The sequence below is a fragment of the Pseudomonas sp. R5-89-07 genome, assembly GCF_003851685.1.
In the GTDB taxonomy this organism is placed as follows: Bacteria; Pseudomonadota; Gammaproteobacteria; order Pseudomonadales; family Pseudomonadaceae; genus Aquipseudomonas.
This window is the reverse complement of record NZ_CP027727.1, coordinates 3,689,032-3,700,222: the sequence shown is the minus strand read 5'-3', so window position 1 is coordinate 3,700,222 and position 11,191 is coordinate 3,689,032. Positions and strand designations below refer to the sequence as shown.

General features: G+C 59.9%; 10 protein-coding genes. 5 read left to right on the top strand and 5 right to left on the bottom strand.

Annotated elements, in window-relative coordinates:
* The first annotated feature begins 5 nt into the window (after positions 1–5).
* Together C4J94_RS16885 and C4J94_RS16880 are read left to right on the top strand one after the other, a co-directional pair.
* Positions 6–278: an HU family DNA-binding protein gene (locus C4J94_RS16885; protein WP_003174819.1), complete on the top strand. Its 273-nt coding sequence runs from the start codon at positions 6–8 to the stop codon at positions 276–278.
* Positions 279–509: 231 nt separating this feature from the next.
* Positions 510–2,384, top strand: a complete 1,875-nt coding sequence (locus tag C4J94_RS16880; protein WP_124387222.1) for a SurA N-terminal domain-containing protein — start codon at positions 510–512, stop codon at positions 2,382–2,384.
* 144 nt (positions 2,385–2,528) lie between these two features.
* Here the strand turns inward: C4J94_RS16880 and C4J94_RS16875 are convergent, their stop codons facing one another.
* Both C4J94_RS16875 and C4J94_RS16870 read right to left on the bottom strand, forming a co-directional pair.
* A complete protein-coding gene (locus tag C4J94_RS16875) occupies positions 2,529–2,954 on the bottom strand; it encodes a cupin domain-containing protein (protein ID WP_124387221.1) in 426 nt (141 codons plus the stop codon).
* Between the two features lie 112 nt (positions 2,955–3,066).
* Entirely contained in the window at positions 3,067–3,393 is a 327-nt protein-coding gene (locus tag C4J94_RS16870) for a carboxymuconolactone decarboxylase family protein (RefSeq protein ID WP_124387220.1), read from the bottom strand.
* A gap of 120 nt (positions 3,394–3,513) precedes the next feature.
* On the opposite strand from C4J94_RS16870, the gene C4J94_RS16865 reads away from it, so the two are divergent.
* Entirely contained in the window at positions 3,514–4,407 is an 894-nt protein-coding gene (locus C4J94_RS16865; protein ID WP_124387219.1) for a LysR family transcriptional regulator, read from the top strand.
* A 57-nt stretch (positions 4,408–4,464) separates the two neighbouring features.
* On the opposite strand, the gene nhaA is transcribed toward C4J94_RS16865, so the two are convergent.
* A complete protein-coding gene (gene nhaA / locus C4J94_RS16860) occupies positions 4,465–5,814 on the bottom strand; it encodes a Na+/H+ antiporter NhaA (RefSeq protein ID WP_124387218.1) in 1,350 nt (449 codons plus the stop codon).
* Between the two features lie 232 nt (positions 5,815–6,046).
* Here nhaA and C4J94_RS16855 point away from each other — a divergent pair, with 232 nt between their 5' ends.
* The gene (locus tag C4J94_RS16855; RefSeq protein ID WP_124387217.1) at positions 6,047–6,874 is read left to right on the top strand and encodes a DUF2242 domain-containing protein; all 828 of its coding nucleotides are present in this window, start codon (positions 6,047–6,049) and stop codon (positions 6,872–6,874) included.
* A gap of 1 nt (position 6,875) precedes the next feature.
* Here C4J94_RS16855 and aceE read toward each other — a convergent pair whose 3' ends face one another.
* The gene (gene aceE / locus C4J94_RS16850) at positions 6,876–9,536 is read right to left on the bottom strand and encodes a pyruvate dehydrogenase (acetyl-transferring), homodimeric type (RefSeq protein WP_124387216.1); all 2,661 of its coding nucleotides are present in this window, start codon (positions 9,534–9,536) and stop codon (positions 6,876–6,878) included.
* A gap of 144 nt (positions 9,537–9,680) precedes the next feature.
* Between aceE and C4J94_RS16845 the strand changes: the two genes are divergently transcribed.
* A complete protein-coding gene (locus C4J94_RS16845) occupies positions 9,681–10,151 on the top strand; it encodes a MarR family winged helix-turn-helix transcriptional regulator (RefSeq protein ID WP_124387215.1) in 471 nt (156 codons plus the stop codon).
* A gap of 25 nt (positions 10,152–10,176) precedes the next feature.
* Here C4J94_RS16845 and C4J94_RS16840 read toward each other — a convergent pair whose 3' ends face one another.
* Positions 10,177–11,184, bottom strand: coding sequence for a pyruvate dehydrogenase (locus C4J94_RS16840; protein WP_124387214.1), 1,008 nt, complete (start codon positions 11,182–11,184; stop codon positions 10,177–10,179).
* Between the last annotated feature and the right edge of the window lie 7 nt (positions 11,185–11,191).

The window sequence follows — 11,191 nt, the reverse complement described above, 5'->3', positions numbered from 1 at the left end:
TTAGAGTGAACAAGTCGGAACTGATTGATGCTATCGCTGCATCCGCTGATATCCCGAAAGCTGCTGCCGGCCGTGCGCTGGACGCAGTAATCGAATCCGTCACTGGCGCTCTGAAGGCCGGCGACTCCGTGGTACTGGTAGGCTTCGGTACTTTCTCTGTGACTGACCGCCCAGCTCGCACTGGCCGTAACCCACAGACCGGCAAAGCACTGCAAATCGCTGCTGCCAAGAAACCAGGTTTCAAAGCCGGTAAAGCCCTGAAAGAAGCCGTTAACTAAGCTTCGATCAAGCCTTTGTTTACCCGGGTCGGACGCAGGTCTGGCCTGGCAGCGGATCGGTAGCCGACCCACGTATCCATCGGGTCGTCACGCCGGGGGTCAGAGTTAAAACCCCCGTCCGCTCCGCCAGTTACGAGAAGGCGCATCCTCGGATGCGCCTTTCTTCTATCCGGATTCTACCCACGCTCCACGGTTGCCTATTTTTGATGTTCAACCGTTTCTGGGGGACGCATGCTGCAAAATATCAGGGACAATTCACAAGGCTGGATTGCCAAGACCATTATCGGGATCATCGTCGCATTGATGGCGTTCACCGGTATCGAGGCTATTTTCCAGGCTTCGGGTAATAACAAGCAGGACGTGGCCAAGGTCAACGGTGAGGAAATCACCCAGACCGAATTGAGCCAGGCCGTCGATATGCAACGGCGCCAGCTGATGCAACAACTGGGCAAGGATTTCGATGCTTCCCTGTTGGACGAAAAACTGCTGCGCGACGCGGCCCTCAAGGGCCTGATCGATCGCAAGCTGCTGCTGCAAGGCGCTGCTGATTCCAAGTTCGGCTTCTCGGAAGCGGCACTGGACCAGGTGATCCTGCAGACGCCGGAATTCCAGGTGGACGGCAAGTTCAACACCGAACGCTTTGACCAGGTAATCCGCCAACTGGGCTATAGCCGCCTGCAATTCCGTCAGATGCTGACCCAGGAAATGCTCATCGGCCAGGTTCGCGCAGGCATCGCCGGCAGTGGTTTCGTGACCGACGCCGAGGTGCTGGCATTCGCCCGTCTGGAAAAACAGACCCGCGATTTCGCCACCGTCAACATCAAGGCTGACCCGGCAGCGGTGAAACTCACCGACGACGAAGTCAAGGCCTACTACGACCAGCATGCCAAGGAGTTCATGACCCCGGACCAGGTCGTCATCGACTACCTGGAGCTGAAGAAGTCGTCGTTCTTCGACCAGGTTACCGTCAAGGACAATGAGCTGCAGGCTGCCTACGAGAAAGAAACCGCCAACCTCGCTGAACAGCGTCGTGCCGCGCACATTCTGATCGAGGTCAACGACAAGGTCACCGAGGCGCAAGCCAAGGCCAAGATCGAAGACATCCAGGCGCGCCTGGCCAAGGGCGAAAAATTTGAAGCCCTGGCCAAGGAGTTTTCCCAGGATCCGGGTTCGGCCAACAATGGCGGGGATTTGGGCTTTGCCGGTCCTGGTGTCTACGATCCGGACTTCGAGACGGCTCTGTACGGCTTGAAGCAAGACCAGGTGTCAGTGCCGGTGCGCACCACGTTCGGTTGGCATTTGATCAAGCTGCTGGGCGTTGAGGCGCCACAAGTGCCATCGTTCGCCAGCCTGAAAGACAAGCTGACCCGCGAGCTCAAGACCCAGCAGGTTGAACAGCGCTTTGTCGAAGCGACCAAGCAATTGGAAGATGCGGCATTCGAAGCCTCCGACCTGGCCCAGCCGGCGTCCGATCTGAAGCTGACCGTGCACACTTCCGCGCCGTTCGGTCGTGAGGGTGGCGAAGGCGTCGCGGCCAACCGTGCCGTGGTCACCGCTGCGTTCAGCCCGGAAGTGCTGGATGAAGGTGCCAACAGCACTGCCATCGAGCTGGACCCGGAAACCATCATCGTGCTGCGCGCCAAAGAGCACCGCAAGCCTGCCCAGCTGCCGCTGGAACAGGTTGCTGAGCCGATTCGCGCACAGATGACCAAGGAGCGCGCCAGCGCCGCCGCCAAAACCCATGCCGACGAGTTGATCGCCAGCCTGCGTGATGGCAAGACCGCGTTGAACCAGCCGATTGACGGCCAGGCCTGGAAGGTGACCGAAGCTGCTACCCGTGGCCAGGAAGCTATCGACCCTGCGGTGCTGCAAGCGTTGTTCCGCATGCCCAAGCCTGCGGCCAAGGACAAGCCGACCTTCACCACCGTCACCCTGCGCGATGGCAGCCTGGTGATCGTGCGCTTGAACGGCGTCAATGAAGCAGCTGCTCCTACGGACGAAGAAAAGGCGCAATACCGTCGCGCCCTTGCTTCACGTATTGGCCAGCAAGACTTTGCTGCCTACCGCAAGCAGTTGGAAACCCAGGCAGACATCAAGAAGTTCTGATGCAAGCCTGAATAAAAAGACCCCGTCCTGAAGAGGCCGGGGTCTTTTTTTGCGCCGTTTAAAGCTCAGGTTGACCCGTGATAGCTGCAATCGGGGCGACGATTGTCAACGTAGCCATCCATCACAGCATCGACGCCAACGTGATCAGCTTACGAGCGCACCGCCGAGGTATTGTTCGTCGGTCACCGGCTCCATCCAGTCAGTATTTTTGCCATCGATCGTTTCGGTGACCGCAAAATGGGACATCGCAGTCGTCGCAGCAGCGCCGTGCCAATGCCGTTTCCCGCAAGCACAGGAGACGACGTCACCCGCGCGAATCTCGGTTCGCTGGCCACCTTCGCATTGAACCCAGCCGACACCCGTCAATACCACTAGCGTTTGACCCGCCGGGTGAGAGTGCCAAAAGGTGCGCGCGGATGGCTCAAACGTGACGATGGCGCCCGTTGCTCGACCAGGTGCTGTCGCCTGGAACATGGTGTCGATACGAACCGAGCCAGTGAACCAAGTGTCAGGGCCCTTTGCAGATGGCTTGGTTCCGTTGCGGATGATGGTTAGGTCTGAATCACTCATGGAATTCTCTCTGAGTCGCCGGTGGCTTGAGTGCGCATTGCGCCACCGATAGTGGGCGGCAGCTGCCACGTCAGTGGGCACCTGCGTTGCGGAAAATATTCACAGGCCCTGCTTATGTACCGGTCTCCTCGAACACCTTGCGAGCGATATTCAGTGCAGTCGCCGCGACGGGCCAGCCGCCATAGAACGCCAGATGGGTGATCGTTTCGATGATTTCTTCACGGGTCACGCCGTTCTCAAGGGCAAGCTTAAGGTGGTACGGCAACTCGTTTTGACGGTAAAGCACAATGAGGGTGGTGATGGTTACAAGGCTGCGGTCACGAGGTGAGAGGCCGGGCCGTTTCCACACATCATCGAACAGCAGGTTATCGGTGTATTCGGCAAGCGCCGGAGCTACATCGCCAAAAGCCTTGTGGGCTGTACCTTTTTCGTATGCCATCAGAATTTCCTTCCGTTCACTCGGCAGCGAGGCTGCGTTAGATCTGAAACTAAATTAACAGCCACGATTGCTTCTGATAACGTGCTTAAAATTGATTAGATATATAAGCGAAGCTTATCAATGCACAAGCAGACCGCCTCCGACCTCGTCGCGTTTTTAGTGGTTGCACAAGAACAAAGCTTTACCAAAGCAGCGAAGCAACTGGGTGTCTCGCAGTCAGCGCTGAGCCAAACGATGCGGGCATTAGAGACGCGCTTAGGCGTAAGGCTCCTCACTCGGACGACCAGACGCGTGTCACCCACTCAGGCTGGCGAGCGCCTGCTGCAAACCGTCGCTCAGCGGTTCGCGGAGGTCGATGCGGAGTTAGAAGCGGTTACTGCATTGGGCGAAAATCCCAGAGGTACCCTGCGCCTCGCGGCTACCGAAAACGCCGCGGCCACCGTGCTCTGGCCCAAGCTGGAGAAATTCCTTCCTCTGTACCCAGAAATCAAAATTGAAATAGTCGTAGATGTAGGGCTGACAGATATCGTGGGCGGGCGTTTCGATGCTGGCATTCGACCTGGCGAAACGGTAGCGCAAGGCATGATAGCTACCCGGATAGGGCCAGACATGCGCATGGCGGTAGTCGGTACGCCCGTGTACTTCGAGAAGTACGGACAGCCACGGGCGCCCTCCGACTTGACGTTTCACAACTGCATCAACCTGCGACTTCCTACACATGGCGGACTGTACGCTTGGGAATTCGAGAAGGACGGTCGAGCTGTAAACGTCCATGTGGACGGTCAGCTTGTTGTTGGATCTGCGTCTCTCATTTTGATGGGGGCTCGATCAGGTCAGGGGCTCGCCTACCTACCTGAAGAGCAGGTGAGATCGGACATCGAACACGGCAGCTTAATTCGTGTTCTAGAGGACTGGTGCCCGCCGTTTTCCGGATATCACCTGTACTACCCAAGTCGACGCCAACCCACACAAGCATTCAGCCTCCTCGTGGATGCGTTGCGCTACCGCGATTGACGTCGTTTGGAGCGCCGGTCGGCCGCTTTTTACGCCGCACGCTTATGGCGGTGGCGCTTAGCTCTCAGATTTCTTGCCCGAGAACTTGAGCTTACCCCAGGTCAGGCCGATGACCGCAGCCAGGGTCGACGCCGTCAACACGCTCAGCTTGGCCGCCGACAGCAAGGCCGGGTCGGAGAACGCCAGGGACGAGATGAAGATCGACATGGTAAAGCCAATCCCCGCCAGCAGACCCACCAGGCCGACACCCGACCAGGTGACGCCGTCCGGCAGCTGGCAGAGGTTGAGCTTGACCAGGGTGATACTGGCCAGCATCACGCCCAAGGGTTTGCCCAGCACCAGGGCGAAGACGACGCCCATGAACACGCCGTGGGGCAGGGGATCGTCCAGGTTGAAGCCGCTCAGGCTGACACCGGCATTGGCCAGCGCGAACAGCGGCATCACGCCGAAGGCCACCCACGGGTGCAGCGCCGATTGAACCCGCTGCACTGGCGGTAAAATTTCCCGCTGCGCTTCGCGCAATTGCTTCAGTGGCTGGTTAACGTGTCCAGGGCCTTCATGGGACTGGGAGAAGCGCTCCATCAATTCGTTGAACGTGCGGCCTATGGTGTCCAGTGGGCGCTCGGTGGCGGGCTTGGAGTTGACCGGCGTCATCAGCCCCAGGATTACGCCGGCAAGCGTCGGGTGGACGCCGGTCTTGAGCAGGCCAAACCACACGATCGCTCCAGGCAGCAGGTAGACGGCGGCCTTGCCGATGCCCATGCGCTGGAAAACCAGCACCAGCGCCAGCCCGGCGATGGCTATTACCAGTCCCATGTAATCGAGGCTGGCGGTGAAGAATACGGCAATGATCAGGATTGCCACGATGTCATCGATAATGGCCAAGGCCAGCAGCAGGATACGTACGCCACTGGGAATCGACCTGCCCAACAGTGCCAGCACGCCGACGGCAAAGGCGATGTCCGTTGCGGTGGGTACGGCCCAGCCACTGGCGGCGGCGGTGCCGTGGTTGAGCACGGTGTAAATGATCGCCGGCATCAGTACGCCACCCAGCGCTGCGCCCAATGGCAGCGTGGCCAGCTTCAGGTTGGCGAGCGCACCGTCCTTGATCTCCTGGCGTATCTCGGCGCCCACCACCAGGAAGAAGATGGTCATCAGGCCGTCATTGACCAGGAAGTGCAGCGAGCGCGACACGCTGTAGTCGCCCAGCCCAAGGGTGACTGGGGTATTCCAGAAGTGCTCGTAGGTGTCGGCCGCCGGGCTGTTGGCCCAGATCAAGGCGACGATGGCGGCCAGCAGCAGGACAATGCCGCTGACGGCTTCTATATCTGAAAAGCGCCCAAGGGCAGACAGTGCGCCCTCGGTCAAACGCTGTGGGCGAGGGATGGCTGGGTGTTTATCAGGCACGACCTATCTCCATTGGCGGCCCGACCAACGCTTATTCTTTAACCTGCGCTGTGCCGTATGCAGCAGCGCACCCAGGGCGATGATAGGAAGTTGGGGAATAAGTTGTAAACAAACTTGTCATAGTCAGCAGCGCCAGCCCCAAAGGCTGTGACGTTTTACCGACAGGAATGCGCGCGCCAAGGCCTCGTTCTGTTGCACAATACCGCCCGGACTGTTTTTCTCAGGATTTTCGATGTCGACATCATTTCACTTGCGAAACCTAGGGTTGGCGCTGGTGCTGGCGGGCGCGGCGGGTTGCTCGTCACCCAAGACCGCTATTTATGAACATGAGAATTTCGACGACTCCGGTACCTTTTCCCGCGATTACCCGGTGAGCGATGTGGCGGCCTGTGAAGCGGCGCGTCGTGCCCTGCTCAGCCAGGGCTATATCATCACCAGCAGCGATCCAAAGTTGGTGGCCGGCAACAAGAGTTTCCAGCAGACCGGCGAGACCCATTTGCAGATCAGCTTCAACGTGGTGTGTGCCGCTGATGGCAAAGGCAGCAATCACTCGACGATGTTTGCCAACGCCTTGCAGGACCGCTATGCGCTGAAGAAGGTCAACAATTCCGCGAGCCTCGGGGTTGGGGTATTGGGCTCGGTGTCGATGCCCATCGGCTCCACCGATGACTCGATGGTCAAGGTGGCGAGCGAGACCGTCTCGGCGCCCAAGTTCTATGAGCGTTACTTTGCCTTGGTGGATGTGTTTTTGCCCCAGGAAGTGAAGCAGGCCGCACATATCCCCGAAAAGCCCAAGGATGAGCTTGGCATGCCTGAACAGAAAGCCGCGCCGGCAGCCGATAAGGTCGAGGCTCCTCAAGAGGCGCCTGTCACGCCTGCCGCTGCGCAGCCGCTTGCGCCGCCACCTGAGGCCGCACCCATCGCGCCCGTCGCGCCGAGCGTAGAGCCCGTACCGGACATGGCACCGACACCGGCAACAGAACCTGCGCCTGCGCCGACCAACCCGAGCCTGCCCGCGCCGACAGAGGCGATTCCACCTCTGCCGACCCCAGCCCAGTAGCTCAGACCGTTACGGGATCTGCCTTGTCGGCATTGATCCCGTAGCGGCTGATGGCGTCCACGACCTTGTCACGGCCGATCACGCCGTCATCTGCCAAGGCCTTCAGGGCCGCCAGCACGATGAAATGTCGATCTACTTCAAAAAACTCGCGCAACGCTTCGCGTGTATCCGACTGCCCGAAACCATCCGTGCCCAGCGCCACAAAGCGGCGGCCGTGTACGAAGGGGCGAATCTGGTCGGCGAATAGTTTCATGTAGTCGGTAGCGACCACCACCGGTCCGGTCTTGTCGGCGAGACACTGTTCCACATAGCTCTGGCGCGGTTCATCGCTCGGATGCAACAGGTTCCAGCGTTCCATCGCGTGCCCGTCGCGGCGCAGTTCAGTCAGGCTGGTGACGCTCCAGACATCGCTGTGCACGGCGAAGTCCCGCTCAAGCAGCGCAGCTGCGGCGATCACTTCACGCAGAATCGAACCACTGCCCATCAGTTGCACGCATGATTGGCGGTGGGTGCTCAACGGATACATACCCTTGAGAATGCCAGTCTCGACGCCTTCGGGCATTGCCGGGTGCGGGTAGTTTTCGTTGAGCAGGGTGATGTAGTAATAAATGTCTTCCTGCTCGACGTACATGCGCCGCATGCCCTCGCGAATAATCACCGCCAGCTCGTAGGCAAAGGTCGGGTCGTAGGCCACGCAGCAAGGAATCACTGACGCCAGGATATGGCTGTGCCCGTCGTCATGCTGCAACCCTTCTCCCATCAGGGTGGTGCGCCCGGCCGTGGCCCCCAGCAGAAACCCTCGGGCCCGCGCATCTCCCGCCGCCCAGGCCAGGTCGCCAACGCGCTGGAAGCCGAACATTGAGTAGAAGATATAGAAAGGCACGGTCATCAGGCCGTGGTTGCTGTAGGACGTACTCGCCGCGATCCATGAGGAAATGGCTCCCGATTCATTCAGGCCTTCCTGCATGATCTGTCCGTCCTTGCTCTCTTTGTAGTAGCTCAGTTGGCCGGCGTCTTGCGGAGTGTAAAGCTGGCCGACGGCGGAGTGGATGCCGATCTGCCGGAACAGGCTTTCCATGCCGAAGGTGCGCGACTCATCCGGCACGATGGGTACGATCAGCTTGCCCAAATGCGGGTCCTTGAGCAGGGTGCCAAGGATGCGGACGAACGCCATGGTGGTGGAAATAGCGCGCTCGCCGGTGTCCTTGAGCTGAGTGGCGAATACGGACAAAGGCGGGATCGTCAAAGGGGCGACGCTGCTGTGCCGGGCGGGCACGTGTCCGCCCAGGGCCTGGCGCCGGGCGCTGAAGTAGTGGGCTTCTGCACTGTCGGCGGCGGGTTTTAGGTAAGGAATCTCGTCGAGCTGGTCATCGGCCACGTCCAGACCGAAGCGATCACGGAAGGCTTTTACCGCCTCGGCGCCCATCTTTTTCAACTGATGATTGATGTTCTGGCCTTCGCCGGCCTCGCCCATGCCAAAGCCCTTTACGGTCTTGGCCAGGATCACAGTGGGCTGGCCCTTGTGGCGTACCGCGGCGGCGTAGGCGTTGTAGACCTTGGCCGGGTCATGACCGCCCCGTGAGAGCTTCCAGATATCGTCGTCGGACATGTCTGCAACCAGTGCCAGCAGCTGCGGATACTTGCCGAAGAAATGCTCGCGTACGTAGGCGCCATTCTGAGATTTGTAATTTTGGTAGTCGCCGTCCACACATTCCATCATGCGTTGGCGCAGCAGGCCGCTGTGGTCCTTTTCCAGCAGCGCATCCCAGCCACCGCCCCAGATCACCTTGATCACATTCCAGCCGGCGGCACGGTACAAACTTTCGAATTCCTGGATCACCTTGGCGTTGCCGCGCACCGGGCCGTCCAGCCGCTGCAGGTTGCAGTTCACTACAAAGATCAGGTTGTCGAGTTTTTCGCGCCCCGCCAGGGAGATGGCGGCCAGGGATTCCGGCTGGTCCATTTCGCCGTCGCCGAGGAACGCCCACACCTTGCGACCCTGGTGTTGCTTGAGGTCGCGAAATTCCAGGTAGCGCATAAAGCGCGCCTGGTAAGCGGCAGTGATCGGGCCGAGCCCCATGGACACCGTTGGAAACTGCCAAAAGTCCGGCATCAGCCGTGGATGAGGGTAGGAAGACAGGCCTTCGCCACCGGCCTCGCGGCGAAAGTTATCCAGCTGGGCTTCGTTGATACGGCCTTCCAGATAAGCGCGGCCGTAGATACCTGGGGAGGAGTGGCCCTGGATGTACACCAGATCGCCGTCGAACGTATCGGTTCGACCACGGAAAAAATGGTCGAAGCCTACGTCGTAGAGCACCGCGGCTGACGCATAGGTTGCAATATGCCCACCGACGCCTGAGTGTTTGCCGGCACGCAGGACCATCGCCATGGCGTTCCAGCGGATAAACGCATTGGTCCGGCGTTCGATGTCCAGATTGCCGGGGTAGGGCACCTCGCGGTCGAGCGCAATGGTATTGACGTAAGGGGTGGTCACCCGTCCATAAAAGTCGCCGTGGCGCGCTACGTCGAAATCCAGCAGTTGGTCGATCAGGTAGTGGGCGCGGGGGCGACCTTCGGTAGACAGCACCGATTCGATGGAGTCCAGCCACTCGCGGGTTTCCTGTGGATCGTTGTCCAGAGATGCTGCGTTATTGGGGTTCATATATGGCTCCAGAGTAGGCGGATTCCAGGCGACGGACTCCTTGTGGGAGTGCTGCAATATAGTTGCAATTGCAACGACATGCCGGAATTTAGCCTGGGATGAGCTACTATTGCAACCTTCTTGAAAATCCCCGGATGGTGTTGCATGTCGTCGAAAGAGCCTGATGTATGGTTCCGTTTTGTCAGGGCCCACAGGACGGTCATCCGTGAGATCGAGCGCCGGTTGGCCGAGGCGCAACTGCCGCCGTATGCCTGGTACGACGCGTTGTGGGGGCTGGAAAGCGGCCCTGAAGGTACCCGCCGCATGCATGAACTGGCCGATGTGCTGGCCATTGAGCGTTACAACCTCACACGTCTGGTCGACCGCCTGGAAAAAGACGGCCTGGTGGTGCGCTCGCGTTCCGACGGTGATGGCCGAGCGGCGTTTGCCTCGATCACCGAGGCGGGCCGCACCCTGCGCAAAAAGATGTGGAAAATCTACGAAAGCACCGTGGATGAGCTGTTCTTGTCGCAGATCGAGCCCGAGCAGCGCCAGGCCTTTGCCGATGCGCTGGAGCGCACGGCGGGGCTGGCGATGGATGCGGGTGTGCAAACCCGCGGTCGACGCAAAACCTGAGTGCAGCGAAGTGCTGCATGCCGGCTCATTTCAGGCAATAGCGTCGCAGGGCATCTTCTGCTTTGCGTGTGTCCAGATGCCCGTCATCGGCCAAGGCTTTTAGCGCCAGGCTTGCAATCCAATAACGGTTCGGTGCTGCTGCCTGCACCGAGCCTGCGCCCAGCGCTACGAAGCGGGTATCCACATACGCCGCCAACGGGTCGACGACCGCCTGTGGGTAACCAGTGACGGCAATCACCGGTGTTCGGCTCCCCGCCAGGCAGTCGCGCAAATGGCAGCTGCGCCTGGGTGCATGCGGATGCAGGCGGTTCCAGCGTTCAGCGGCCTGTGCCTCGCGCGCCAGCCGTGTGTAACTGGGGCAACTCCATACCTGTGCCGTAATGCCCCATTCATGTTCCAGCAACTGTGCGGCGTGCAAGACCTCGTCCAAGGCCCGGCCCGCACCTAGCAAGCGCACAGCCTGCGCGCTTGCAAGGCCCCGAACCGGATACATGCCCTTGATCATGCCTTCACGATCTAGCGTCTGCGCTGCGATGGCGCTTTCCTGATCATGCAGCGCCAGGTAATAAAACCCCGGCTTGCCGTCGACATATAACGTGCGCAACCCGGCCAGTACGATGGTCCGTGCTTCTTCACCCGAGGCGGGATCGTAGGGGGTGCAGTGTGGGTTGGCCGACAGCCACAATGGCAGCGACGGTTGCGCGCCCTTCGGCCAGGGGGACGGTTGGGTTTCGCTGTCATTGCACAGGATGCCGCGCTGGGCGGTGTGGTCTGACAATGCGCACAGCTGCGCAGATGACGTTGCGCTGTGCAGGTAGAGCATGGGTTTTTCGCCGGTATTGCGGGCAAACCAAGTGGGCCAGTTGCCCACGCGTCGACTGCGCGACTGGCCGCGAATCACCCAGGCTTGTCGGCTGAATTCCAGCGCGCTGGCCATGGTCATGACCGTATACAGCGGCGAGTTGCGCGGGTAGGCGCAGGTGCTAAGTGCGTCGATGCACCACTGCGCGGCGTTTGCGGTAGAGGTGGACATGGGCGTG

Coding starts and splice junctions, on each gene's coding strand:
- C4J94_RS16880 (WP_124387222.1), top strand. CDS start 510: ATGCTGCAAAATATCAGGGACAATTCACAAGGCTGGATTGCCAAGACC.
- C4J94_RS16875 (WP_124387221.1), bottom strand. CDS start 2,954: ATGAGTGATTCAGACCTAACCATCATCCGCAACGGAACCAAGCCATCT.
- C4J94_RS16870 (WP_124387220.1), bottom strand. CDS start 3,393: ATGGCATACGAAAAAGGTACAGCCCACAAGGCTTTTGGCGATGTAGCT.
- C4J94_RS16865 (WP_124387219.1), top strand. CDS start 3,514: ATGCACAAGCAGACCGCCTCCGACCTCGTCGCGTTTTTAGTGGTTGCA.
- C4J94_RS16855 (WP_124387217.1), top strand. CDS start 6,047: ATGTCGACATCATTTCACTTGCGAAACCTAGGGTTGGCGCTGGTGCTG.
- aceE (WP_124387216.1), bottom strand. CDS start 9,536: ATGAACCCCAATAACGCAGCATCTCTGGACAACGATCCACAGGAAACC.
- C4J94_RS16845 (WP_124387215.1), top strand. CDS start 9,681: ATGTCGTCGAAAGAGCCTGATGTATGGTTCCGTTTTGTCAGGGCCCAC.
- C4J94_RS16840 (WP_124387214.1), bottom strand. CDS start 11,184: ATGTCCACCTCTACCGCAAACGCCGCGCAGTGGTGCATCGACGCACTT.